Genomic DNA, 25,654 nt, shown 5'->3' with positions numbered 1-25,654 from the left:
GATAAGTGCGAACGGTGTTTCTAGATACACCTAAATCACGCGCGATGCGGCGGATACTTTGTCCTTGCTGATGTAAAACGTGTATTTCCACTAGTTGCTCCTGATTGATCATAATCCGCCGCTTTGTCCATTTTACGAACGGATAGTTTGCCTCAGGTGGGTCAATTTTAAATCGACGTTAGTGGGTCATTTTTACATCGGCGCTGACACTAGAAACAAACAGTCAAGAAAGGTCTTTGACAAGAAAGACAATTGCTTTACCAACAAGAGTCTTCGTGAGATTGAAAAAGTTACTAGCCACTCAAAAAGCAGCCTTGGGAGACTATTCAAGGTGCTCAATGAACGCGATTTAACTCGAACGGTAGTAAACCACAAAGGTGAGGCCGTAACTATGCTCTCACCCTCATTTATGCCCTGCACGACACATTACCTTGAAATGCGATTCAAACTCGCAGTCTACACACTGGGAAGCTACAAAAAGGCTTGTGAATGGTCTGACGCTTGTAGAACCAATAGTGTTATTTATGACTTGGACACTTTTACACTAGCTGACGTTATCGACTTTGAGACGGGCGAAGTTACCCCACAAAGGAAAATTAGAAGAGTCCTCACCCAGTTTGAGCTCAGAGAATGGGAAAGATACAGGCACTCATACTCCTGCACAGATAGGACAAAGCACCGCCCACCCAAAAAAGCATAACGATAGATACAAAAACGCCCCAGCATTTCTGCTAGGGCGATTAATGTTTTTTGTGACACATCATTGTGACACTTTTTGCACCCAACCATCAGTAAGTGATTGATTACAAAAGGAATGTGGCGGGAGTGAGACAGCAGACTTAAACCCATAAACCATTGATAATGAAGCGATAATATTGATAGGCTCTCTTTTAGTATTACCTCAAGTATTACTTTGTGCAAAGTATCATCATAGGTTACCTTTGCTCATTAAACTTCGTACTCTATTCCCAAAGCTTCCACAAACTTCTTCTCAGCTTCTATAATCATACTTTTTCGTTCAGTCAAAACTTTTCGCTTCTCATGTTCACTTGAGGCTGGACTTAGGGCGTCCAACATTTCTTTTGTAAGAAACATATCCGCAAGATCATCATCTCTCAGTTCATCTGCGTCAATAAACTTACTAAACCTATCACCATATCCTTTCAATCTAGGAACAACACTTTCTGGAAAGAATGCGTTACCTTCACTCTTTACATTCTTAAATAAGTAGGATAGATACATTCCATCCAATTTTTTATCAAACAGATAAGGTTGAAGTTTGTGATCTTTCTGTCGATTCAGCATGAAGAGAATCAAAGCATTTGAACGTACGCTTCCTGCATTTATTTTCTTTGGAAACTCAACTGTTTTAAAAGCTATATTGGGCTTATCACTGTATATGATATCTACATCTTCTCCTTCAAGATAAGACCTAAACTGATTATATGCCTCACGTTGCTTACTAATCGTGTATATAGTGAAATAATTTGAATAAGTAGTTATCCAGAACCACCTTTTTAAATCACGTAACTGCTTATCAGAAGGGCTTTCTAAAGTATTAAAAAAGTCTGTAATAAAAATTATTTGAGGAATATAAGGCAGTTGTTTTCCATCTAAAACTAGTAGCTCTTCGTAGAGAAACTGAGCGGCCCTTTCTATAGAAACAACCGTTTTCTTTGTCATCTCAATGAAATCATTTCTTTTAGCCAAATCAGCCAAGTTATTGGATTGGTCAAAATACGCTTTCCCGAATGAATGCGTAATACATTTCAAAACAACATCTCTTGGATTTGGCAAGTTGTGGAAATTGTAGTCTTCTAATCGAATCAATAAGCCATCAATGAGCGTCCCTAATCTAAAGTCACGATCTCGATTATATGTCAAAGCTGAAATCATCCAGTCTGGAGAAATATCTGTACCTTTCGAGTTGACTCGGGAAAAAATCTCAACAGCTTGGTCAACCCTACCTCCATTGATTGTGATTGATGGTATTTCATAATCAATGATCGCGGAACCTAAGTCAGCATAACGCTCCATGAACAGCTCAACGTTTTCAGGAGAGACATTTGCATTCAATAAACTAGATTGAAATCTAAAAGCTGCTTTAGTATCAATTAATATATGCAATGGAACTTGCCACGCAGTAATCATACTCTGAGAACGAGGGACTAAAAACTCTTCAGTAGACAAATCATAGTAGACGTTAAATTTTTTCTCTCTTAGCTGCTTATCCGTAATGCGGGCACCACTATCCGGATTATTCAAGCACCCAAACAATGCAGATAATCTTTGAAAACCGTCAAGAATAAACCAATAATCTGGAGAGTTAGGCTCAGAAAGTTCAAATCCGCCCATTTCCTCTGCTCTCTCAAAAGACTCAGATTCAGGTTTCCACATTAGAATGGATCCGATCGGATAACCATTTTTGATGCTATCAAATAGATCCTTAATGGCATTAACATCCCAGACAAAGTCTCGTTGAAATTTAGGTATCTGTATATCTCCGGAACGAACACTGTCCATCCAGTTAACCAAGCGCCTTACTTTAGTTTCTATCGTTAATTTTTTACTCATAATTGCTCTCGAATTTTCTGGATGATATCTTTCAACTCATTAGGATTAGACTGATGTCTAGTCCTTTCTAGCAAGGTTTCTCTCGTTACTTCTTCTGAGTTAAACAACTCCGGGCATTCAGTTTTAAAATCCTGCCTTTCTGCACCGGAAAATCTTGTTAAATCATTCTTTCTGAATATCTTTTTATCATCTTCAGAGACTGTATCAAACAGTATTTTAATCTCCTCAGGCAAAGTATCAAAATTCTTGTCAGGAAGCCCTTTCTCTAGATCAAAGTAGTCTTTTTGTTCAGCGTTAAGTCTTAAGTACGCCTCTATGAACTCTCTATTATTTTCAACCGATCCGAAAGCAGAATCTGGAATATAGTTCTCCATTTCCCGCTTCTCAAGTACATGATAAGGAAGTTTTTTAGATTCCAAAAAGCCAATCAAATCATTCACTGAATTTTTGAAGGCTGCATCGCGGTGTGTTTTATCACTATCAAATAACACAAAACATTTTAGGTACTCTTCACCACTCTTGGGAAATCGTTCAGAATGATACTTAGCAACCTCTGTTTCAATGACGTCTTTGATAGTAGTTTGTCCGCCTCCCAAAGCAAACTCAACCCAGATTTCACTAAGGCCTTCAACAATCGCTTTAGACTCATCAGGAAAAGACCTAAAGAGGGCATTTAAAAATTTAGAGTCATTTTTTGAGTTCTCTAGAATTATTTTTAGGGGCGCCCCTAAATAGTGCAATGCCTCATATGGAGTGTGGGTTTCCCCTATAATAACTTGTACAATAATATCTTCATTACATTGCATTGATGACACGACTGCCTGGCGATATACCTCTTGGTCGGCATCGCTTAGCTGTTGAAACCAATCAGAATTTAGTGTTGCTTCGATGTCATCATCATCATTTTGATAAAAAAAGTGTCTATCAACCAGACCAGACCAAATTTGATTTAAAGACTTGATGTCTAAACCTTCGATAAATAAAGCCTTCGTAAAAGAGAAAATCAACTTAGGCTCCTTTTTGTGCTCTTGCTAGATTTCTCGCTTCATTAAAGCTTTCATTGAAGATATCTTTTGGCCAAAAGCTCACATTTCCTTTTGCATCAACATCAATAGGTTTTAATTCACTAATACCTTTCTCTTCATCAAAATCGACAAAGTACATTTTGATTTTCTCAGGTGGTAATACACCCGATGCAACAAGACTTCTAATCCTTAAGACTAAGTTTTGCGAGTGTGTTTCAATAAGATATTTCTTATTTGGATCATCAACGACCGATTTAGCAAACAATTCTCCAAGATCACCGTGAGCAGCAGGATGCAAATGTAGCTCTGGCTGTTCTAAAACAATCAAAGTTTCTTGAACTGCTGGTAGAAAAGCTCTTGTCACAATAGGAAGAGCTTGGCTCATCCCTTGACCTACGTCCTTAATATTGACGTAAGTTGAAGATTCCTCCTGAACTAGTTCTACTTGGTAAAATGGCGACTTGTCCGGATTTATTCTAACTTTCCAACCGTTGAAATGTTCTTTGTACCAATCACTAACCTTCTCGGAGAAGCTGCCACTACCTTCTTGAGATTTATGAATCAGAATCGGGTAAGCATTCTCACCGTGAGTTCCAAACTTGTCATTTGAACTTGAAGTATGTCGGTTATAACTTCTTTCAGGTAGCTTTCTAAACGGGCCAATGTAGTCAACGTTTAACTTCAATGATAAACCATCTTGCTCTTCCTCATCGAGGCGAGTAAATCCTCTGTAATCATTGCTATCATTTCCCAAATACTCACGCCCATTTTTCAGATGGCGCCACTCAAGAACCGCAAACTGGTCCTTAACAGGGTCTGTTTGAAATACTGATACTTCTAAAGATTCATCAATGTCAAAAACACCAATCTTTAACGCATTTGCGCCTGTCGTTTTTCTACCATGCATTAAGTCTCTAAATTCTGCGCCTAGCTCGACGCCATCGTTTACAAACTGTAGCGGCTCCAAAAATTCTCCCTTCAGAGAGTTCTCTATCATACTAGGTAACTTAGCTATAGCGCTTTTCCCGGCACTATTTTTTCCCAAAAGAATAGTAATGGGTTTTAACTCTAACTCTTGCTTATTCTTAAATGCTTTATAATTTTCAAAAGTAATTTTTTGCATCAATAATGCTCCTCAATATAACCGTACGCCTTGGCGAACAGCTCTTTGTCTTTTCCTAAACCAAACTGAGCAAGCGTCAGTAACAATGCCTTTTGAATCTCTCTTGGGCCACTGTTCGAGCTCTGCCAGCCTTTAAAGCGTTTAGCTTTTACTATCTTATCTATCTGCTCTACAACATCACCAATAAGCTTTGGTGTGCTTTCAGGGCGAGTTTCTAAGAACAGTTTGGTTAGTGCTTGTTTGTTATCTTCTTGGGTTACTGGTGAGTCACCTGTTTCACGCTCGGCCTGAACGGTATCTTTTGCAGTATCAAGTAGCCCTTTCAGCCAGTCGATTGCTTTGATTACACCGGCTTCATAATCCTGGCGTAGTTTTTCTAAGCGCTCACCGAGAGCAATGAACTTCGGATTGCCGCTACCACGTAGGCGGCCCATTAGATCGATTTCTAACTGGCTTGCGCGCTTCTCTTGTTCTTTCTCAGTCAACGTGAAGATCGCATGCTCATCCATAACCAGCTCATCAATATCATCACGAATACGGTTAATGTCAGTATGCTCGTGAATCATCTTAATTGTTTCTGGGCCTAGCGCAGCCCAAACGAGAGAGCCTGTCTGCCCTACAGGGCGAACTGATTCATAGATTTGTACCAGCCACTTGTAGTCTGCTCTGTAAGGAGTAAGGAAAGCATCTGGGTTAATCGCAGACCATAACTTAGCTAACACACCAAAAGAGGCTGCAAATTCATCACGCTTTTCATTGGTAGGCAAACAAGCTTGCGCAGCCATAATACCTTCAAAGCCATCGATGGTTCTGTCGACATTAGGGAAGAAGCTTAAACACTTGTCTAGTTGAGCTGGCAGTAGCTCCTTAAAGGCCTCGATGCCTTCTACAACACCGTCTATCTCTTCAGGATCGTATGCGAGTGCGGTACGCAGGTTCTCAAACACGCCAAGGTAATCAATGATGAGGCCCATTTGCTTACTAACATTATCTGTCTCGTACAAACGGTTAGTACGACACATTGCCTGCAACAAGGTATGGTCACGTAATGGCTTATCTAAGTACATGCAGTAACAGATAGGCGCATCGAATCCGGTCAACAGTTTTGCGGTAACAATCAGCAATTGAAGTGGTTGTTTTGGATCTTTGTAATCCTCAATCAAGCTCTTCTGCTTTTGATCATTGCCATCTATCTCTTGCCAGCGTTCAAAGTCTGATTCGATGATAGGCAGCTCAAGTTCTTGCTTCCACTTACGCCAGTCTTTATTGACCTTACCTTTCTTACTTGCGTCTTCATCTTTGATTGGTGCTTGGTCGACGTTCATGACCACTTCTACCGCATCAAAGCCTAGTTTCTTACCGAGTAAATAATACATCTGAACACAGGCATCTCGGTCATAGACCACCACCATGCCTTTCATCTGCTTCGGCTTTACATGGCTTACAAAGTGATTGGCAATATCTTCACTTACTGCCGCCATGCGTTTAGGCGCCTTCAACATAATCGCTAAGCGGCCAGCACGTTTAGACAATGCCATTTTCTCATCATCATCCAGGTCGTTGTCTTTGACCATTTGTTCAAAAGCTTCATCAATCGCTGCACGATCTACACGAAGCTCAGCCAAACGAGGTTCGAACTTGACCGCATTGGTCGCTTTATCTCGTATGGATTGCTTATAGCTGTAGCGGTTCATATAACGCCCTTCATCCTCTTCAGCACCAAAGAGTTTGAAAGTATTGCGGTCGATACCAGAAATCGGCGTACCTGTTAAGCCATAGAAGTGAGCATGAGGTAGCGCCCAGCGCATTTTGTCGCCAAGAGAACCCTCTTGAGTGCGGTGTGCTTCATCCACCAGCACGATAATATTGTCACGACTGTTTAGGCCATTTTCATTTTTTTCATCAATTTCGACGTCTTTAAACTTGAAGACAGTGGTGATCAAAATGCCGCGACTATCTTGTTCTATGTGCTCACCAAGCTTTCTACAGCTTTGTACTTTGATGAGGTTTTTAACATCTGCCCCACCGAAGGTTTCATTGATTTGGCTATCGAGATCTCGACGGTCAACCACAATCAACACGGTTGGGTTTTTCAACTTATTATCCGCACGAAGCATGCGAGCAGCATAAAGCATCAGCAGTGACTTACCTGAACCTTGGAAGTGCCAGATAAGCCCTTTTTTCGGATAGCCTTTTTTTACACGCTCAACAATTTGCTTTGCGGCTTCAAATTGCGGATAACGCGGCAATATTTTAATGCGTTTAGGTGGAGTGTCTTTACCTGTCTTCACTGTTGAAAAGAGTGCAAATGACTCTAACATTTGAAGCAAGGTTTCTGGATTCAGCAATCCTTCACAGCTATCAAGTACAGTAGCTAAACTTGCTGGAATTTCATCTCGCTGGTCGGTTTTATGCCAAGGTCCCCAATCTTTGACTCGCGCATTAATCGCACCATAAGCAAAAGTGCGACCTTCAGAAGCAAAACACAGAAGGTTTGGCACGAAGAACGGCTCAACATTTTTCCAATAGTGCTTTTGCCCGCCCATAAAATCAGCAGCGCCATCTTGCCAAGTCACACTTGGACGAGTAGCGGATTTTACTTCCCCCACCACCAACGGGATACCGTTCACGTAAAGAACGATATCGAAAAACACTTCTGTCGCAGCAATGAAATGAACCTGCTGAGAAACAACAAAGTGGTTGTTTTCAGGGGTATCAAAGTCAATCAGCTTAATGGTTATATGATCGCCATTTTCACCAAACGGTAGGCTTTTTTCTGCCATTAACCATTCATGGAAATTCTCATTGGCTTTGACTAAGCCCGTGTGCTTAGCTTCCAACATCAAGCCACGAAGTTTGTAGATCACCTCATCGGCATAATCGGGATTTTTACCAATATCAGGGTTTAACGAACAAAGCCCGTCCTTAAGCCACGTATCAACAAAGATATCGTGTGTTTGCTTGGGTAAGCTCTCACCGTGGCAGTAGTTCCACTTTACACCGTTTAAGCCTTTTAAACGGTCAATGATTCCATTTTCTGTGACTGTTTGTTCGTTAAACATCCCCACTCCTACTATTCTTTAATCAGAATTCTGCTCAATTTGTTCAACTGGGTATTTTTCTCATTTAGCGTTTGTTCAGCGTAATATAATTGCAAAAAAATACTCGCCAACTTTTCTTGTTCTGCTTTGGGCATTTTGGGAACTAAAACACTTCTGACTATTTTTAAATTCAATCCATTACGCCCTTCACCAGTTAAAGCTCTAATTTGCTCATACTGCCCTTCAAGATAAAACATCATAAATAAAGGATTACACTGCTCTTCATTAAAAATGATCGCTGCAATGGACTGGTTACATGTAGTTTCAATTTCTGTTATCGCTACAGTTCCTCGAGTTTTACCTTGACCATTCATCGCTAGAACTACGGTGTTTTTAGGTAGCAGTGATGTGTTTGACCTAGCTAAACCTTCTTCTGTTATATGTTCTGCGGTCTGACGGAGAAACTTTTGATGTATTTCACCAGAAGCCATCCAGTTTATAGTGCCATTCCAATACTCAGTTACTCCTCTCCTAGGAGTTGCACCAGTCTTGACAGTGGCAACGCTCTCTATACTGGTCATCTCATACCCGTCAAAGGATTCGTTTTGCAGAGCCTTTTTCAATCTGCTTAGTGAGAACCTCGCTTCATCGATTTTTTGTTTATTACGTTCAAGTGATTTCAATGAATCTAAAAGCTGCTTTTGTTTTAGCTTACCTGGAAATAGGAAGTCTTGATTAGCTAAAACTTTCCACTTAATAGTCGGTGATAGCGAGCCTTCTGAAACAGCCACCGCACGATCCATAAACACATCGGATTGCATGAAGAACGGTAAAAAATCAGGTATGACGTTGTTAGTATTTGCCTCCAACACCATTGCATGTGCAGAACAAATACAATCCCAATCAGCGACTGCTATTTTACGCTGATACGCACGACGTTTGCCGAAAATAATTTGTCCTTTTTTTACCAATAGCTTTTGCCCCGCAACATCACTAGGCACGCCGTGACGCTTTATCTTTAAGCTATCAGGATCTAGGTGCTCTAAACCGACATACACTTCTAGATCTGTTTCACTCGGTTCAACACGCTTGGAGATATGTTTGGCGATATCACCAAACTTAACTACCTGCCAACCATCTGGAATATTTTGGTCTTTCATCTACTGCTCCGCCTTGCTTTCAACCGTATATCCAAGTGCAGCAAGGCTCTGGAATAACTTATTGGTTTGCTTTTTCAATTGCACCCGGCTGACTTTCCATTCCTCAATAGCATGTTCGATATCATGTACTTCCCCACTAATCTTAGCCTTCACATAAAGTGGAATAGATAAGTTGTATTGATTTTCACTGATGGTGTCTAAATCAACCAACGCAGCAATATCGTTTTGGTTATCTGGTTGGAAATAAGCTTCACATAGCACATCTAAATCAGCATCCGATAAACGGCTGTGAGCACGCTCGCGGGTTACATGTTCTACACCGTTGATAAAGAGAATCTTGTTTTTGCGCTCAACAGGTTTATTGCAGTTAAGCACCACTACGCACGATTCCATCGGCGAGTTGTAGAAAAGGTTTGGACCAAGCCCTATTACTGCTTCAATGATGTCTGATTCTATCACCTGTTTACGGATCGCTTGCTCTGAGTCACGGAACAACACCCCGTGAGGCCAAAGCATAGCCGCACGGCCAGTATCAGGCTTTAAGCTTTTGATGATATGGGTATAGAAACCGTAATCTGCACAACCTTGTGGTGGCACGCCGTACATATTGCGCCCATACGGGTCAGCGGCGAACTTTTCACGGTTCCATTTTTTAATGGAATACGGTGGGTTAGCGAAAATAACATCAAACTGTTTAAGCTGATCATTCTCAATATACTTAGGGTCGCCTAAGGTATCACCACGCATGACATCGAACTCTTCAATGTCGTGCAGAAACATGTTCATGCGTGCAATTGCGGACGTTAGCAGGTTTACTTCTTGACCGTACAAATGAACACCGCGCCACTGTTGTCCGTTGGTTGAAGACTCCTCACCTTGAGAGCGTAAGTCCATCACAGCATTAAGCAGCATACCGCCCGTGCCACAGGTTGGATCGTACGCACTCTCACCCGGCTTGAGCTTCATGATACGGGTCATCAAATGCACAACGGTACGGTTGGTATAGAACTCGGCTGCAGTATGGCCTGAGTCATCCGCAAACTTTTTGATCAAGTACTCGTACGCTTCACCCAAATCATCTTGAGCAACAGACTTAATGCCTAGCGGGATTTTACTGAAATGCTGAATAAGATCTGACAACAGGTGATCAGGCAAGCGCTCTTTGTTGGTCCACTGCGCATCACCAAATACACCATGTAGTCGTTCATTCTTTGCTTCAATCAAACGCAGTGCATTTTGAATCGCTTCACCAATGTCTTTACTGGTATTACGAACTTTCTCCCAGCTTGCTTCTTCTGGAATATCGAAACGGTGATACATAGACATCGCGGCGTATTCAGCATCACCCTCGTGCAGCTCTAGCGCTTCATTAAACTCTTCCAGATATACATCCGATAGACGCTTAAAGAACAGCAGTGGGAATACATACTGCTTGTAATCAGACGCATCAATTTGGCCACGCAGGAACTCTGCAGCGCCCCACAGTAGGTCTTCTAATTTATTTTTATTCATAGCTCAAAGCCCTCTTTGATTAACAAGGCTTCTAACTCTTGTTCAGCGGCCTCCAAGGCTGCTAATTTTTGCTGGAAATCTTTCAACGCTTCTTCTACGGTAATGGTTTCTTCTTCTAGCGGCTTTTGTACATAACGAGCGATGTTCAAGTTGAAATCGTTATCTTCAATCTCGCTATGTGGCACCCAACGTGCGACACCTTCAATGTCGTCTGCTTTAGGGCCTTTGGTACGCATCTTCTGATAGATGTCGTAAATCTCATCAGCTTGAGGCTCTGACAAGGTGTTTTGCGCTCGGCCTTTAGTAAAGATCTCTTCCGCATTCACAATCAGAACATGGTCTTTATGCTCTTCTGGTCTTGCTTTACACAATACGAGAATACAAGCAGGGATGCCTGTACCGTAGAACAGGTTTGAAGCCACGCCGATTACCGCCACGATGCGGTTCTCTTTTAATAGTTTGGTTCTAATTTTACCTTCGGCACCACCACGGAAAAGCACACCGTGTGGCAGCACTACCGCCATTCGCCCTTCATCATTCAATGAAGCAAACATATGCTGCACCCAGGCAAAATCACCATTAGTTTTTGGAGCTAAACCAAAGCTTGCTCGGCCATAAGGGTCACTTGTCCAATAATCATGTCCCCACTCTTTTAAGCTAAATGGTGGGTTTGCGATTACGCAGTCAAAGTTTTCTAGTTGGTCATTTTTCAAAAACTTAGGATCACGAAGTGTATCACCACGAACGATTTCGAAGTCTTCTTGCCCGTGCAAGAACAGGTTCATTCGAGCAATGGCTTCGGTAGTCAGGTTCTTCTCTTGACCTTTGATTTTAAGTAGACGCGGGTCACCACCGTTCTCTTTAACATGGTGGATGGTTTCAAGCAGCATACCGCCTGTACCACAAGCCGGGTCATAAACGCTTTCATTAGCTTGTGGGTCTAGAATATTAACCATAAGACGAACAATGGTACGTGGCGTATAGAACTCACCGGCTTTCTTGTTTGCTTTATCGGCAAAGCGCTTGATGAGGTATTCGTAAGCACGACCCATATCATCATTACGCACACTCGATACGCCAAGGTTAACCTTATTGAAATGGTTGAGTAGTGTCGATAGTAGTTCGTCTGATAGACGCTCTTTGTTGGTCCAGCTTGCATCACCAAAAATGCCATGTAGCTGTGGGTTTTCTAGCTCAATGCCACGGAATGAATCTTTTAGGGCTTGGCCGATGTCTTTGGTTTCTGCAAACACATATTTCCAATGACAGTTGGCTGGAATTTGAATGCGGTGAAACATATCGCCTTTCGCAAGCTCTTCATCAGCCACTTGCTCCATCGCCTCTTCAAACTCTTCATCGTAAACATCACAGATACGCTTAAAGAATAGAATTGGGAAGATGTAGGTTTTGTAGTCAGAAGCGTCAATAGGCCCCGTAATGATGTGGGCCGCATGCCAAAGGTGCGCTTCTAAGTCTTTGAGATTTATTAATGTCATTGCTTGCTCTTATTATCTTCTATCCACGCTTCAAGGTCTTCACGTTTGAAGCGCCATGAACCGCCGACTTTAAAACCAGGAAGCTTTCCTTCACTTGCTAATCTATATGCTGTTTTTTCGGCCAACTTTAGGTAAGTAGCCACCTCTTTCAAGGTTAAAATTTGGTCTACCATTCAGAGTGTTATCTCATGTTGGTTTTATTCATTAGGATCGATAGTGAGAGAATATGAGAAAATTGGGGAATGGGCAATGTAGGATGGTTCATTACAAGACTGAGTGCATAGAAAAAATACAAATGCCCACCAGCTTTCGCTGGTGGGCATTTGTTCAGCACTTTACTATTGTATAAATCTCACGACCATCACACGTCAGGGGCTGATAAAACTTCTCATATTTTCATATTGCCAACTCAGCCAAGGCAATAGGTCCCACTTTGTATCTTCACCTGAAACAACAGCACTCAATCTTTCGACATTGACTACCTCTCCTCTCGCTATCTCAGTAAGAATGCGCAATCGAGTTTGTTGAAAATCAGAGGTCCCTACTATCGGGAGCTGTGTCATTTTCTCCAAATTCTCACGTACTGAAGCTGGTAGTCCAAATAGTTTCCCCCACAGCACATGTATATCAATCACCTCGTCTAGAGGTTGGTGATTGATAAATTGATAAAGTTTCTCCATAACCGCTTTGTCTTCCGGGGTAAAATCCGAGGATGAGAATAACGCGCGAAGTGCATAAGCAGCATAGAAAGCTACTTCGCTATCTTTTGATACCATATCCACTGGAAATCCCCTTCCAAACGATTGAAGGTAAGCTAACCGCAGTTCACCTTCAACTTCAAACTTGTTCAGTTCTAACCGCAACGATTCGTAAATAACAAGCTGTTTGTCTTCACTATAAGTTCTGACTTGGTAGAGTGTCGGTATGAAAATACGGGGATCCATTAGTTTACCTCGTAGAGCAAATTCATCGTATAGCACGCATCCAGTTGGTCAATCTTACTTCCTGGTATTGCTTTAACAAAATAGGGCGTCGTTTGGGGGGTGGCGCTGGTCAGGTATAGTTCATTATTGTTGGAGAGCAATGATAGTGGATTGAAGGTATCCCGAAGCGGAATCAAAATAATCTCTCCATCCGACTCTTTCGCAGCAAATAACCCTTCTCGCGCTGAGACATACATATTACCGTTTGCGAAAGCCACACCATTGTAATGAATAATGGGTGCTTTCATGATAGAGAAATCATCATCGGTTGGCTTTTTTGCGATAAATCCATTGCGAGATACAGCGTAAAGGTCACCGGACGGAGCTATCGCCATTCCTGTTATGACAGCTCTCGGAACCCCAGTCTCAGGCATAGGTAGTTCAAGCGCACCTTCTGCATCTATCAACCATACTCTGCCTTCTTCCGTACCAACATACACATTTTCCATATGGTCATAACAAAACGATACGGGGTCAGAAGAGATAGCTAACCTTCGACGGAGTATAGAGTCCGCATAATCAAATACGCTACCGTCTTTGGCACAAAATAAAACTGTGTTACTGCTTTCAAACCCAATAGCAAGCGTAATATCGGAATTGGCAACTCTGCCCATTAAGAACTTAGACGAGCCATTTGGCTCATAACGAATCAAATCATCTCTACTTGACTCTTCAAACTCGAAGTTAGGACAATTTGTAATGACATGACCATTATATCCAGCAAAATATATATATTTCTTGGCTGATAGGCCAATACCCGTGAATACTGCATTCCCAGTCACTAATAATATTGGGGGTTTGTTTTCTGCCACCGCATACAAATGCGTATGGGGTAATGCGGTTTTATCGGTGGGATTGACCAACGCGACCAGTTGGATTCCTTCTGAAACGGGTTTGAGCGTAGCGATAAATAGAGGTTGTTCTTGCATTTTAAAGGTTACCTCCTGACTCAATCTTAGTTTCAGGTTTGTACTCACCTTTTTTGCCAACAACACCGTTACCTATCTTAGTCTCTAGTTTTGCCCCGAGCCCCGTGAAGTGGGCAATTTGCAAGTTTCTAAGTGCCATTGCGGTCATAAAAGCTTGTTGTTTTCTTTGCGCAGAAAGTTCACCCCTGTTATCCACGCCATTTTGATACATAAACCGTGATTCGAAGATTTTTGTATTCCACTCCACTGATTTATCAATCCATTCCCTCAAAGTCGCCTGCTCACTTTTAGCCAAGCATTCCTCCGCAAATGCCTTTTGCCCTTCAGAGGCCATTCGATGTTCTTCGCCTTTAGTTTGAGAATCATTCAAGAAAAGAGTGTATGCAGTATCAACATTATAGTCACCAAGTCCCTCTATCAGCTTAGCGGTTACTGTCTCTCGCTTCTCTCCGGGTGCTAGCATGTTGGAGATAGGCGTTATGTGATCACGTTGATACCCAGCTTTTAACAGTCCGGAATATACTTTTTCTAACTCTTTAAAACCGCCTGTAATGGCTTTAGCATCTTCCAAGATATTCATACAGCCTTCCGAAGAGTTCAGTCGGTTATCAATACTACCGTTAACTACGTTACCGTCTATCCAGCCTTGCTTTACTATTGACTGATCATGTTCAGTAACACCGACAAGACGCTGCTCAAGATCGTTTTCAATGCTCTTTCTGGCTGCACGCTTTTCTTCTTTGGTTGCAACCTTTTTCGAGCGGCCATCAGACTGATTAATGACCTTATCTGCTGTGCCATCTCGCCAACTAGGAATATCATGAGCGAGCAGGCCATGTTTACGGTCATAGGCCAATGATACTGTAGGGTGCTTCACGAACTCATATTGCCCAGTGGCATTTAAATGAACTGCGATGTTATCGTAAGTATTCTCAGTCAACATACCAGCTTCAAGGTTCGCATGATGTACATTAAACTGGTTATAATCACCTAACCAACTTGGCTCGAAGGTTTTTGTGGTCCCTGCAAAAAGATCTTTGGAGTACTGGACCCAGCTTATTTCCCCACCTTGTTCATATCGTTGTTTAAATAAGCGACTTTGCAATTCCAAGTCTTCGCGATACTTTTTATCCAGCATTGACTGGTACGCTGCAAGCGCTTGTAGTACCTTGCGGCGTAGCTCTGGGGGAAGTAATGAAATATTAATACCCGCCAGTAGACCATTAATGGATGAGAGGCTTGACAGGTCCATATGCAGAAGCAACTCAAGCACTTCTCGCGCTTTTTGGGTATTGAGGTATCTTTCGCTACCTGCTGTTCTTGGATATGTAATGTGTCCCATAGATTAATCCAGCAACCCATCAAAGCTAATATCATCTAGGGATGTAAACACGTCGTTAATATCAACGCTGTTATCCCATTGCTTTATCATCTTGTAGAGTCCTGGCTGTAGTGAGTCCTGACCTTGCCCCAGTCGTTTCATCGTATCCTCGAAAATGGTACACACCGATAAAGCGTCGAGTGGAAAGCACTGTTGCAGTTCCTCGTATGCTTTTGCACCTAAATTGGTGATTCGAATGGTGCCTCCTTGCATGTCCATCAGTCCAGAGTGGATCAAACGGTCAAATATACTGGCGTATGTTGAGGGGCGACCGACGCTAAATGCTTCCAGCTGCTCAGCAAAGTGTAAAAATGTCATATTTTCTTGTTCAGGAAGGTTGACTGGAGACATATACACAGGTTGCTTACTGTCAGTCAGCGCATATCGTTCAAATGCTGTAATAAGGCCAGTATCACGTATTTTGTTTCCTGGATTTATGTGTTCTCCCCAACCAAGATACTCAACAAATTGTGCGTCCAGCGTTAATAAAAGTGCTTCACCGTCAGAGTCCTTACCTTCAAATTGGTAGCTTTGGTTAGTTACAACTGCATCACCTGCCTGCCTCGCCAACTGCCATTGCTCTAAGATATCTAAAATCGCGTGGAGATTATTTGCATGTTCAGGCTCTTGAGTTAAGATCTCTTGCTTCAGTTCCTCTACATTGTGAGAAAGAATGCTGATCTCAGCGTGTGCACTATTCCCCATCTTTGACCACCCCCTCATACAATGCAGTCAGTGCATCATACGCCTGTTTTATAGGTACATTATGATTAGAAAACGCGTATGTTAAGACGCCCAACGTGTTAGCTTCTGGTACCGGCAATTTAACGTGTTCATCTACTACTTCATTGATCTGCTTCCATGATGTATGAGATACATTGGAGAGCAGTGGGAGCGGATTACCTAGACTCTCAGGTCGAGACAACACCCCCTGAATCTCCATGCCATTAACAGTAACCTTCACTCCCGAAATCGCTTTATTGTCTAACATTTTAATTTGACGTTGAGTATAGCGGTACAGCAGTTCCACCGACGCCCTTTGAACACGGCCAAAGGAATCTTTACGATTACCTTTTATCGGGCTGATCAAATTTCGCTTCAAACCAGTTTGTATAAAGTCACTATCGCTCAGCGAAGCTTGAGTCTTCATTGCTTGAGTCTTCATTGCTTGTGTCATCAGGTGAGAACCCATATTGTCTGCAACCTCTCGTGCCACTTCCGCATGGACACGATTTATATCTAACGTAGCAGGTGTCTCAAATGCAGTATTTATGGACTCGCTATCCATTCCACGTAGACGCACTCGTTTAAACTCAATAGGCTTATCAGCATGTTTCTTGGCATACAACTTCGTTAGATGCCAGGCGATGGTTTCCCCCATATAATCGTCATCAGTTGCAAGGAAAACATCATCGAAAGCTGGATCGGCTATCTCATCCAAAATAGATTCAATCCTCTCTCTAGTTTGTTGCTGTTCATCCGGACTTTTTCCTATCCATTCATAGTTAGGGCGATACTGGTTATATTTGCTCACAGAACCAAAGCGACTACTCAAAAAGGATCCACTAGTAGCGACTACTTGATAGTCTGGCCCTAGCACTTCTGACAGTGCATTTTTTTTGCCATCGGCCTCAATGATGACCAACTTTCTTGGAAACAATCGCTTCGCACCTACCTTGTGCATGTAGTACCCTAAATACTTCATAGATGAGATAACTTTGCCATCAGGGGTACGAGATGGTTCTTTATCTTTTCCAATACCATAGGTTGCTGGACAGACAAACGCGACAAAACTTTCTTTGGCACGAGAAACCGCTACATTCAGAACATGTGGTGTTTTGTCAAAGTGAGTCGTACCACCATCATGCGAACCTTTTGCTGCAGAGAATAAAATGATGGGCCGCTCGGCTCCCTGCAGCGAGTCGATCGTGCCGCACGTGAAGTTTTCGGCATCTGTTTTACACAAACCGAGTGGGTGAGTTCGCTCATTTGGTAGTGCCTTTTTAAGGGCCTGTAAGATACGACGTGCCTGGAGTTCGAACGGTGAGACAACAGCAACTATATCCGAGAGCCACTTGCCCTCAACGGTCGCACCGTAATGTTTTTGCACCTTAGGCCATTGCTTGATGACCCAATCGACCACCATATCTACCTCAACGGCGTTGGCCCGAGACTTATTGTTTTGTTGCTCTGTTTTGCCTGAGCTTTCCACAAACGATAGCGGGGGGAGCACACCTCTTTCTTTAAACAGGTTACCATTGATGAAAATTTTGTTGTCATATACCATTTCATTACAAAACTGACTAATTACTCGTTGGCATCGATAGTGCCCTCTTAACATCAAACCCGGCTGACCTATCGAAAAACGCGACCCATTTCTCAATACATGAAGAATACTTCCCCCTGCATTAGGTAAGTACTGGTTTGCATATAAGTAAGTGTAAGCAGCATCAGGCGTTCTGAGTTTTTGTCCATCACAGAACTGTTGAAGATGTATCTGTTGATGCTCTTGCAAACCTGTAACATCCTCCTCACCGACCACAGGTGGAATTTGATCAATATCGCCTACAGCAATAACTCGTTTGGCGAGAGCAAGCAATGGTAAACAGTCTCGTATATCCGCCTGCCCAGCCTCATCGATGATCAAAAGGTCAGCTAGCCCCAACCAAAACTGACCTATATTAATCCCAGGCGGAGACCGAAAGCTGAATAAGTTAGGTGCTGACTTAGTCGTTGCAACCAAACAGGGGGTAAGCATACACAAACGCCGAAGTCCATGTTCAATATTAGTCTGGCTGCGAGTAATTAAGATCTTCTCTTCACATGCGAGTAAGTAGCGACCTTCCCAATAACGAGCCGCTAAATGGAACATTTTAAATCTATACTGAGTATCTATCAGAGCTTCAATTGTGATGTCTATTGCCTGACGATTAAGCATTGCTTCATTTTCGGCAATCACTTGATAAAAGCGCAAAGTGTCTTGAGTCGACATATCAAGCGAATCATTCCGTACACCAAAGTCATCATACAAATACTCGCGACACACTCTACCAATAAACTCATGCCGTTCCTTAGCATTTCCAGCTACTAATGTTAAGAATTGTTGGTAATAGTCAATTGCCTGCTGAGAACTTGTCTTTTCATCTAATAGACTAAATGGAGCGCTTCGTTCACTTGCAATCGCTTGTTCAAGCGTTGAATAGTTACATCGAAGTACTTCGACTTTTTCTAGAAGACGCTTTTTAAACTCAACCATAGTTTTTTCAATGAAGAGAAGCTCTCCCTGAAGAGCACCAACACCTTCTTGTACACTGGCGATTTCACGATGCTCTGGTTCAGTAGTTTTGTAGTGCCACGCCTTCGCCAGCTTTTCTTCGTATAGCTTATCGAAAAAAGCTTGAGCGCAACTTACAAACATAAGTTTTTGTTTAGACAAGCTTCGAAAATCGGAGGCCACCGCATTTCCACCTAACCAATGGAACACACCGGGAGATTGTTCATTATTTGATTGAATTACCGCTTTGTCGGTGATGTCTTCATTGGACATTGGTGGTTTATTGTTTTTCTCATCCCCGTTTAATTCATAACTGGAAGGAAAGAATGAACCATAATTATTAGGGCCTTCAATCCAACGCTTCATAGTCTGAATTGCAGAGGGGCTGTCAGCAGTAGCAGTTTGATGCATGACGTTGGGAAAAGCGCCAATAATATTTTTTACTGACTGGTTCGTGCCTCCCACACCAACTACGATAGGACAATCACCTCCATGAATAGCTGACTTGACCCATTGGTTTGCCACGACCGCTTTTAACATCGCAGTTTTGCCAGATCCCGGCGGACCATTAACTGCTAGCATATCTCCCGGCCTAGTTTCAGCAAGAGCCATAGTAACAGCACGTTGCGTGTTATCTAGAGCAAAAAGCTCACGGCCCCTAAAATCCTGCTTGTCTTTATCCTGACATTCATCCATATGACCTAAAAGATATGTCGGTGCTTTCGTCCTTACTTCGCTTATATAATTTGATGCTTTATATTCTGTCTGGTAATGACCAAAAAATACTTCGTCAATATGTTCAAAGCACGTTTTGGATAACTCTTCTTCAGATGCAGAAAGGATATTTTCATACAGCCGATCTGTTGCTCCCCCACTTTCACTTGCAGTTGTATGCAACGTCACTACAAGACTAGCTTCGGGAACAGCAGATTGAAAAACTGTATCCATATCCATCAAATTTACATCACTGATAGAATTAAACATGTCAAGAGCATACTTGAACCATATCACCCAATCATCAGTTGGAGTAATTGGCTCAAAGCGCATAATACGCTCATGAAAATCATTTACTGAGCCTAAGCAAATAGCAGGCTGATGCTCATCTGAGCTAAACAAGTCATAATTAATCTCAGGTTGCTTTTGTAGATTGGGGGCAAACAAATAATTACCAGCCAAGGCGTGATTAGAATGCAATCGCATGGGTATCGCAATTAAGTTCACTGAGTGGGTTAGCTTCCCTTTTAAACTCACCATTGCCACGATGGAACGACCGACCACTGACGAAAAATCCTCGTTGTGCTTAAGGTCGACATTTGTTTGACTGTGTTCAGAAAACTCTCTTAGACGGTATCTTTGCCCTGCGATGCACTCTTCACTTGCAAGTTTGAACAAATTTCCTTCACGAAGGGCAGACATGAGTTTGGTGCTACGCTTCATTTTTCAGTACCATTTCTCTTAATTCTACTACCTCACCTTTTGCTGTACACAATGCTAGGTGTTCATATTTGTCCATATCAGATTCCTCTAAAGGATAAGTTCCAATCTTAAATTTGTTATAGATATACTGCTGGCCCTTGTTATCCACTAACGTCAGTTTTAAGTACTTTTTACCATCACTGCCATCATCTTTTTTGGGTACTACTACTTCTTGCTCTATACAAGTTAGTCCTTTCACTTGAAGTTCTGATCCCGACCCACCTCGATTTTTGGGTCGCAGCTCTTTCACCCATCGCCACTGAGGTTTATCATCTGTCGATAATACGTCTGCGCTTCCCACCGACACTTCTATTGCGTCTTCTGGATCTCGACCGGGCTTCAAATGGTGATAGCCACTCTTTTGCAATAACAGTGGTGGGATGGGCACTAAGGGGTGTATATCGCCAAGCCCTTGAAGTGCACAGTAAGCATAATTTCGACGCTGGGTACTAAAAGTCTTCCAATATTCATTGCTTAAGCGCATTAATTCTACATCCCGCCCCCATTCAATCACGCTGTATGCCTTTATAAAGGTGCCTATGTGTTTAGAGTCTAGTGATGGCAATGGCGAGATTACATCTTGGACGCTCCATTCATTTCGTTTACTGCCCCTAGGATGTTTAGCTTTGTATTTTTTTTTTGTTTTAGCGTTATATCTGCGATATTTTTCAAGTCGCAAATCAATAGAGGCATCCTTGCTAAACCCAGCGATACCATATAAGAAAAATTCAGCAGCAAGTACAGGGTAATGCATGTCTACTTCGCCACACCTAAGCAAGTAATATAGATGCCCGTTTCTATACTCACTTTTTACATATGAAAATGTACTTTCAATTGTTTCTGGAATGCTTAACTCATTCAAGTAAAAGGCAACTTTTGGGAACCAGGCAGTATGTTCCGCCGAAATTTTCTCAGCTTGCCAGTGCCTTACTGGCAACGTAATTTCCTTGTTCAACTCAAATGTTGGAACACTCACACCGCTGTAAGAAACTTGTTCTACGCTTTTATTGAATGCTTCCCAGCTATCACTTTTCACGAGAACTCTAAAAACCAAACCGAAGCAACTAAACTCAAATTCACAAGGGTAGGGGGTTAGATTTATTGGGGTTATTTTTGCTTCAATTGATGAGGGCATAGCTAACCCCATAAACATAAACTTGAATTTATCGCCTGCATTAAATGACAGATTCGCGCTAAATGAGACTGAATCAGTTACTGCTACTACATCAAGCTTTTTATTAGTAATGTTGACACGCGATACCAAACCTTGAAAATAAGAAAAATCGCAGACAAGAAGATTGTTGTCCGATTTTTCTTTTTCGATCAACGAGGCGTTTATGATCTCTGCAGCAAAAAAATCAGGGTAGCTGGGTAGAGATAGTTCAGTAACAATTAATACACCACCATCCTCATCAAGCTCGAATTTTACCTTTGCATCAAAACTAAACCCTTCTTTCAATTGGCTAAATACGCCGCTCTCTGTGAGAGTCGCGAGCAACATCTTACAAGGCAGGTTTTTATACTCGCCACAGGTTGATGTGAAGGAACCAAACACAGCACGCTTCCCGCCCATTTTGTATCGTTGTTCGTCATAAAAAAAAGTTCCTTCAAGCGTGTTAGGGATCAATGGTTCAAATGATGAGATAAAGAACTTTCTATCGCTTTGCCTAAAAACTAAAACTACTGAGATATTTGCTAGTAGCATTTGCTTCAAGTCGGGTTCTATACGTTCTGAGCTTAATTCATATACTCCTCGATTATGGATCTTTACAAATATTGCATTCGGTATTGAACTAGGAAGAGGCCACTCAACTGGATGGATTTCAACAGAGTCTTCCTCCCCTATCGGACATATCATGTCAGTGATATGTAAACCAACACTAGTTTTAACTGTGCGCGCTATTACAGATTGCTCTCTTTTTGTCGGATACATAAGAACTTGTTCGACTGGGGCCGAGGCTAAAGCATGGCCAGTGCCATTGGAGCCACACGTAAATAGAGGGGCCCCCTCTAGCTCTCCTTTGTAAGATGCAACATAGTTCTTGCTGTTCATTTTCCGCACGCCAATAAAGAAATAGTTCTTGAAATCATAAAGATAGCCATAAATTCCTATCTTGCAGAAGATGCGCACAACAGTCAAATGCAACTGAACACTCATGTTTAAAGTAACGACAATAAGACCTAGTTAAATTCAGAGCGTACGTGCTACCAACACTTCCTCCATCCACTCATCCACTTCACTTTCAACCCAAGCTACAGCTCTATCCCCGAGGCTGATGGACTGAGGGAATTGATCTTCATTCATTTTGCGGTAAATCGCTGAACGGCTTAATGCTGTTTTTTCCATTACTTCTTTTAGTTTTAGAAATCTCATTGCTTGGTCTCCTTATTATCCGTCATAACAGGAGTCCGCCATTAAATTTTTACTCAGAACGTTCCGTTGAAGCCCACAAGGTCCCACCCGTTCTCTACTGGCACACCAATGCCGTCATTCAAAAGTCTTTCAGATATATGTCATCAAAGTGAACCGGTACCAGTGTTTACTTTAGGAGGCATGTCATGCGAACTAGGCACTACCCACCCCACCAGCCATCGAACTTAAATGAGTTGCTTGAAACGGCCGCAGAGGCCCTGGCGCAGAAGTATAAACGTGAAGGGACATTTACCAATCCAAACAACGTAAAGGAGTATTTGAAGCTCAAGCTAGGATCATACGACCGAGAAGTGTTTGCGCTGATGCTACTTGATAACCAACATCAGTTAATACGATTTGACGAGCTGTTCTTTGGCACTATCGACGCTGCAAGTGTCTATCCAAGAGAAGTAGTTAAAGCCGCGCTTAATGCCAATGCTGGTGCTGTGATATTTGCCCACAACCACCCTTCAGGAGATCCGGAACCATCAAGTGCTGATCGGCGCATTACAACAAGGCTCAGCGATGCATTGTCACTCATTGATGTTCGAGTACTCGATCATATCGTGGTGGGTGAAGATTGTGTGTCTTTTGCAGAAAGGGGCTGGATATGAATAGCATTATTGCGAAATATGGCTGTGTATCTCTACTACCAGCGTTACAGCAATATCTTGTCGCCTCTATGAGCTTGAGAGCCCTTCCTGAGCACACTAGGCGTATCGCTCTTAACTTTCGTCATTCTGCCTATCACGTTAATAAGAAAGGACCTCATCCTTTAGAGGTCCACTTAACAAGGTTAGACAATGGCCAAGTTTGGAAGATTACTACCATGACGAGTTTTGCCTTTCCTGACGACTCCAGCTCTGAATTGGAGGTCGAGCTTTACTTTAACCTCAATCACCAATGGTTCTATCAACCTGACATTGAGCGGTGCGAACTGAACCGACCGGAAGTGATAGCGCTGTTCCATTCATGGCAACGTGCATTGCTTAAGGTTTTCCGAACTGGCGGTTTTGATTCTTTCGCCATCTCAATAATCAACCATTCAGCCCAAACCACCGCTTAAATCCGTCACACACCAACACAAGGCGCCGTTAAACGGTGCTAGGAGGCCCTATGCCTGTAAAAACATCAACAATCAGTTTTTCCCCTACATGCCTACCAGTATCGAAGGGATTTCAAAAATGCTTAGCGCAAGCACTTAACCAACATGATGAAGATTTGGGTCGTCACGTCACGCTTAATTTTCGCGATAAAAGCTACAGCGCAGCTAACGGAGGTTTTCACCCTGTCGAAATTGCACTGCAAAAAATCAAAGATGCGCATTACTCCATTTTGTATATCACGGATTTTAGTTATTGCGGTGGTCCCTATCCAGAGTTGGAGAGAGATGTCGATTTTGATATCGGCAATGGAATGGCATTTTCTTGCTACGGGGGATGGCAAAGTATCCGTGAACCCTTAATGGCGGAACTGTACGAATTGTGGCAAAGCAACTTTGTCGCTTATGTCGACATGGACGCCTACGACGAAATCAAAGTCAGTAGCCACTAAATCCCCGTTCAACCATCACGACAACAAACCAACCTAGAACCACGTCGAGAAAACATTCTTCATTGGCACACATGAGCACTGATATCGCTGCTTCCCATATTGGTAAAACGGGAAGCTAGGAACCCTTGCTACATAAGGGTTTAACGGTGTCGGCCTCTCTGTGCTTCCCAAAACACCCTTCTACAGACAAAAAAGGAAGCAGACTATGGCTGAGGTCCAAGCAATAAAGGATGACGATACTATCCGTCTGATAGGTCACCTTCTAAGTATACGCTGCAATCCGCAAATGGCTGACGTTTGGCACATCGGATTAAACCTAGCACTGCGGATATCGGATTTACTCTCTATCCGTTTTGAAGACATCCACGATGACCGTCTTATCATCCGTGAAAGCAAAACCGGTAAGTTAGCCAATATCCCACTCAACACCAAAGCACGTGAACACATTGCCAAGGTTCGGGAAAGACACCCTAACCATGTTTACCTATTCCAATCGTATCGATGCCAACAGTTGAAGCATAGACCACCACAGCCGATTTCTCGGCGTGCGGTGTCGTTGGCCTTTCAGCAAGTTGGGCAAGAGCTCAATATCGCGCTGGGTACCCACTCAATGCGCAAAACAAGAGGTTACTTCCTCTACCAATCCACCAAAGATCTTGGGCGAGTAATGAAGATGTTACGCCATAGCTCTGAAGGCGTGACGCTTCGCTATATCGGTATCACTCAAGATGAAGTCGACAAAGACTTCGTATCACTCGAACTGTAACTAAGAGAGGCTCTATCATGGAACACTTACAACCTGGCGATCACCTCGTGGTCGATATCAGCAATAACACCTGCGAACAATATACTCGCTACGGCAATGCAAAGCACCACGGTCTCTATATTGGGGATGGTGAGGTCATCCACTTTAATGCTCATCTTGACGAGATCATCTGTGAGTTACTCGATGACTTCGGTGGTGGCTCTCCTATCACCGTTAAACGTCATGCAAGCTGCCCTAGGCGCGCTATTGATAAAGCTAGAAGCAAACTGGGTTACAGCGGGTACAATGTCCTTTCCAACAACTGTGAGCACTTCGTTAACTATTGCTTAGATGATCACTCAACATCAACGCAAGTGGCAGATAACTATCATGTAAGCGCTCATATCGCGGCTCGTGCAGGGCTTCTTGGGCGTGGAGCGGCAGATCTAGCTAAGGGGCCTATTGGCATTGTTACCATCGGCTCTACCCTTGCTAAGGCCGCAGGTGAAACTCTTGGACTGCCAGATAGAGTCAACACCGTTATTGGTACCCCTGGCGACTTGGTCTCTAAACCTCTTGAGTCTTGTAGTAATGGCGCTGGTAAAACAATATCTAATACCACCGATAAAATCTGTGATGGGGATATTGTCGGTGCTGCAGGAGAATTAATTTATGGTACCACTGAGATAGTAATAGAAACAGCGTTTGCACCTATTCACGTTGTTTTCAAATGTTGGGATTCCATTTGGGATTAACTATACGGCTCTTCTCCGCTTTGTTGAGTCATAACGCAATACTTATGACTTCTACCATACTGACTAATAACCCTTTTTTAGTCAGTATGGATGAATCCTATTTTGACCCAGTTACTTTCTCAGCTTTTACATATTCAGGGGCAGGCAATCCAGTCGATTAAGGTCGATGAATCCACTCAAACTGTTGACGTTTACTGTCGTCGAGACCGACGA

General features: G+C 42.6%; 21 protein-coding genes. 5 read left to right on the top strand and 16 right to left on the bottom strand.

What is annotated here, in order from left to right; all coding sequences use genetic code 11:
- The 16 genes from VTH8203_RS13890 to VTH8203_RS13810 form a co-directional block, all read right to left on the bottom strand.
- Positions 1–112 (bottom strand): helix-turn-helix domain-containing protein (locus VTH8203_RS13890; protein WP_158296145.1); only part of this gene is annotated, 112 nt, incomplete at its 3' end.
- An 836-nt stretch (positions 113–948) separates the two neighbouring features.
- The gene (locus tag VTH8203_RS13880; RefSeq protein WP_096994217.1) at positions 949–2,574 is read right to left on the bottom strand and encodes a DUF262 domain-containing protein; all 1,626 of its coding nucleotides are present in this window, start codon (positions 2,572–2,574) and stop codon (positions 949–951) included.
- Complete coding sequence (locus VTH8203_RS13875) at positions 2,571–3,581, bottom strand: hypothetical protein (RefSeq protein WP_096994216.1); 1,011 nt, start codon at positions 3,579–3,581, stop codon at positions 2,571–2,573. Before VTH8203_RS13875 ends, VTH8203_RS13880 begins: the two co-directional genes overlap by 4 nt.
- Position 3,582: 1 nt before the next feature.
- On the bottom strand, positions 3,583–4,722 hold the full coding sequence (locus VTH8203_RS13870; RefSeq protein WP_096994215.1) for an AAA family ATPase: 1,140 nt from the start codon (positions 4,720–4,722) through the stop codon (positions 3,583–3,585).
- On the bottom strand, positions 4,722–7,784 hold the full coding sequence (locus VTH8203_RS13865) for a type I restriction endonuclease subunit R (RefSeq protein ID WP_096994214.1): 3,063 nt from the start codon (positions 7,782–7,784) through the stop codon (positions 4,722–4,724). Before VTH8203_RS13865 ends, VTH8203_RS13870 begins: the two co-directional genes overlap by 1 nt.
- A gap of 11 nt (positions 7,785–7,795) precedes the next feature.
- Complete coding sequence (locus tag VTH8203_RS13860; protein WP_096994213.1) at positions 7,796–8,923, bottom strand: restriction endonuclease subunit S; 1,128 nt, start codon at positions 8,921–8,923, stop codon at positions 7,796–7,798.
- On the bottom strand, positions 8,924–10,435 hold the full coding sequence (locus VTH8203_RS13855) for a type I restriction-modification system subunit M (RefSeq protein ID WP_096994212.1): 1,512 nt from the start codon (positions 10,433–10,435) through the stop codon (positions 8,924–8,926).
- Positions 10,432–11,931: a type I restriction-modification system subunit M gene (locus tag VTH8203_RS13850; protein WP_096994211.1), complete on the bottom strand. Its 1,500-nt coding sequence runs from the start codon at positions 11,929–11,931 to the stop codon at positions 10,432–10,434. The genes VTH8203_RS13855 and VTH8203_RS13850 overlap by 4 nt, the downstream gene beginning before the upstream one ends.
- Positions 11,928–12,104 carry a methylation-associated defense system helix-turn-helix domain-containing protein MAD1 gene (gene mads1, locus VTH8203_RS13845; RefSeq protein ID WP_096994210.1) on the bottom strand — a complete coding sequence of 59 codons (177 nt, stop codon included), beginning with the start codon at positions 12,102–12,104 and terminating at the stop codon, positions 11,928–11,930. The genes VTH8203_RS13850 and mads1 overlap by 4 nt, the downstream gene beginning before the upstream one ends.
- 195 nt (positions 12,105–12,299) lie before the next feature.
- Positions 12,300–12,875, bottom strand: coding sequence for a hypothetical protein (locus VTH8203_RS13840; protein ID WP_096994209.1), 576 nt, complete (start codon positions 12,873–12,875; stop codon positions 12,300–12,302).
- Complete coding sequence (locus tag VTH8203_RS13835; protein ID WP_096994208.1) at positions 12,875–13,843, bottom strand: hypothetical protein; 969 nt, start codon at positions 13,841–13,843, stop codon at positions 12,875–12,877. The genes VTH8203_RS13840 and VTH8203_RS13835 overlap by 1 nt, the downstream gene beginning before the upstream one ends.
- Before the next feature lies 1 nt (position 13,844).
- Positions 13,845–15,185 carry a hypothetical protein gene (locus VTH8203_RS13830; RefSeq protein ID WP_096994207.1) on the bottom strand — a complete coding sequence of 447 codons (1,341 nt, stop codon included), beginning with the start codon at positions 15,183–15,185 and terminating at the stop codon, positions 13,845–13,847.
- A 3-nt stretch (positions 15,186–15,188) separates the two neighbouring features.
- Positions 15,189–15,929: a hypothetical protein gene (locus tag VTH8203_RS13825; RefSeq protein ID WP_096994206.1), complete on the bottom strand. Its 741-nt coding sequence runs from the start codon at positions 15,927–15,929 to the stop codon at positions 15,189–15,191.
- Positions 15,919–19,752: a DEAD/DEAH box helicase gene (locus tag VTH8203_RS13820; RefSeq protein ID WP_244181216.1), complete on the bottom strand. Its 3,834-nt coding sequence runs from the start codon at positions 19,750–19,752 to the stop codon at positions 15,919–15,921. Before VTH8203_RS13820 ends, VTH8203_RS13825 begins: the two co-directional genes overlap by 11 nt.
- A 172-nt stretch (positions 19,753–19,924) precedes the next feature.
- Positions 19,925–22,132, bottom strand: coding sequence for a hypothetical protein (locus VTH8203_RS13815; RefSeq protein ID WP_096994204.1), 2,208 nt, complete (start codon positions 22,130–22,132; stop codon positions 19,925–19,927).
- A gap of 33 nt (positions 22,133–22,165) precedes the next feature.
- Entirely contained in the window at positions 22,166–22,348 is a 183-nt protein-coding gene (locus VTH8203_RS13810; RefSeq protein WP_096994203.1) for an AlpA family transcriptional regulator, read from the bottom strand.
- A gap of 185 nt (positions 22,349–22,533) precedes the next feature.
- Here VTH8203_RS13810 and radC point away from each other — a divergent pair, with 185 nt between their 5' ends.
- From radC to VTH8203_RS13785, 5 genes are all read left to right on the top strand, one after another.
- Complete coding sequence (gene radC, locus VTH8203_RS13805) at positions 22,534–23,001, top strand: RadC family protein (RefSeq protein ID WP_096994202.1); 468 nt, start codon at positions 22,534–22,536, stop codon at positions 22,999–23,001.
- A complete protein-coding gene (locus tag VTH8203_RS13800) occupies positions 22,998–23,453 on the top strand; it encodes a DUF2787 family protein (protein ID WP_096994201.1) in 456 nt (151 codons plus the stop codon). Before radC ends, VTH8203_RS13800 begins: the two co-directional genes overlap by 4 nt.
- 50 nt (positions 23,454–23,503) lie before the next feature.
- The gene (locus tag VTH8203_RS13795) at positions 23,504–23,941 is read left to right on the top strand and encodes a DUF2787 domain-containing protein (RefSeq protein WP_096994200.1); all 438 of its coding nucleotides are present in this window, start codon (positions 23,504–23,506) and stop codon (positions 23,939–23,941) included.
- 205 nt (positions 23,942–24,146) lie between these two features.
- Positions 24,147–24,707: a tyrosine-type recombinase/integrase gene (locus VTH8203_RS13790; protein ID WP_096994199.1), complete on the top strand. Its 561-nt coding sequence runs from the start codon at positions 24,147–24,149 to the stop codon at positions 24,705–24,707.
- A gap of 17 nt (positions 24,708–24,724) precedes the next feature.
- Positions 24,725–25,441: a lecithin retinol acyltransferase family protein gene (locus VTH8203_RS13785; protein ID WP_096994198.1), complete on the top strand. Its 717-nt coding sequence runs from the start codon at positions 24,725–24,727 to the stop codon at positions 25,439–25,441.
- Positions 25,442–25,654: the final 213 nt, after the last annotated feature.

This window comes from Vibrio thalassae (genome assembly GCF_900089835.1).
Classification (GTDB): Bacteria; Pseudomonadota; Gammaproteobacteria; order Enterobacterales; family Vibrionaceae; genus Vibrio; species Vibrio thalassae.
Note: the sequence above shows the minus strand (reverse complement) of the source record. Positions and strands in the feature narration are given on the sequence as shown.

Excerpts from the sequence above, each read along its gene's own strand:
- VTH8203_RS13880 (WP_096994217.1), bottom strand. The coding sequence starts at position 2,574 with ATGAGTAAAAAATTAACGATAGAAACTAAAGTAAGGCGCTTGGTTAAC.
- VTH8203_RS13870 (WP_096994215.1), bottom strand. The coding sequence starts at position 4,722 with ATGCAAAAAATTACTTTTGAAAATTATAAAGCATTTAAGAATAAGCAA.
- VTH8203_RS13865 (WP_096994214.1), bottom strand. The coding sequence starts at position 7,784 with ATGTTTAACGAACAAACAGTCACAGAAAATGGAATCATTGACCGTTTA.
- VTH8203_RS13860 (WP_096994213.1), bottom strand. The coding sequence starts at position 8,923 with ATGAAAGACCAAAATATTCCAGATGGTTGGCAGGTAGTTAAGTTTGGT.
- VTH8203_RS13855 (WP_096994212.1), bottom strand. The coding sequence starts at position 10,435 with ATGAATAAAAATAAATTAGAAGACCTACTGTGGGGCGCTGCAGAGTTC.
- VTH8203_RS13850 (WP_096994211.1), bottom strand. The coding sequence starts at position 11,931 with ATGACATTAATAAATCTCAAAGACTTAGAAGCGCACCTTTGGCATGCG.
- mads1 (WP_096994210.1), bottom strand. The coding sequence starts at position 12,104 with ATGGTAGACCAAATTTTAACCTTGAAAGAGGTGGCTACTTACCTAAAG.
- VTH8203_RS13840 (WP_096994209.1), bottom strand. The coding sequence starts at position 12,875 with ATGGATCCCCGTATTTTCATACCGACACTCTACCAAGTCAGAACTTAT.
- VTH8203_RS13835 (WP_096994208.1), bottom strand. The coding sequence starts at position 13,843 with ATGCAAGAACAACCTCTATTTATCGCTACGCTCAAACCCGTTTCAGAA.
- VTH8203_RS13830 (WP_096994207.1), bottom strand. The coding sequence starts at position 15,185 with ATGGGACACATTACATATCCAAGAACAGCAGGTAGCGAAAGATACCTC.
- VTH8203_RS13825 (WP_096994206.1), bottom strand. The coding sequence starts at position 15,929 with ATGGGGAATAGTGCACACGCTGAGATCAGCATTCTTTCTCACAATGTA.
- VTH8203_RS13820 (WP_244181216.1), bottom strand. The coding sequence starts at position 19,752 with ATGGTGAGTTTAAAAGGGAAGCTAACCCACTCAGTGAACTTAATTGCG.
- VTH8203_RS13815 (WP_096994204.1), bottom strand. The coding sequence starts at position 22,132 with ATGAGTGTTCAGTTGCATTTGACTGTTGTGCGCATCTTCTGCAAGATA.
- VTH8203_RS13810 (WP_096994203.1), bottom strand. The coding sequence starts at position 22,348 with ATGAGATTTCTAAAACTAAAAGAAGTAATGGAAAAAACAGCATTAAGC.
- radC (WP_096994202.1), top strand. The coding sequence starts at position 22,534 with ATGCGAACTAGGCACTACCCACCCCACCAGCCATCGAACTTAAATGAG.
- VTH8203_RS13800 (WP_096994201.1), top strand. The coding sequence starts at position 22,998 with ATGAATAGCATTATTGCGAAATATGGCTGTGTATCTCTACTACCAGCG.
- VTH8203_RS13795 (WP_096994200.1), top strand. The coding sequence starts at position 23,504 with ATGCCTGTAAAAACATCAACAATCAGTTTTTCCCCTACATGCCTACCA.
- VTH8203_RS13790 (WP_096994199.1), top strand. The coding sequence starts at position 24,147 with ATGGCTGAGGTCCAAGCAATAAAGGATGACGATACTATCCGTCTGATA.
- VTH8203_RS13785 (WP_096994198.1), top strand. The coding sequence starts at position 24,725 with ATGGAACACTTACAACCTGGCGATCACCTCGTGGTCGATATCAGCAAT.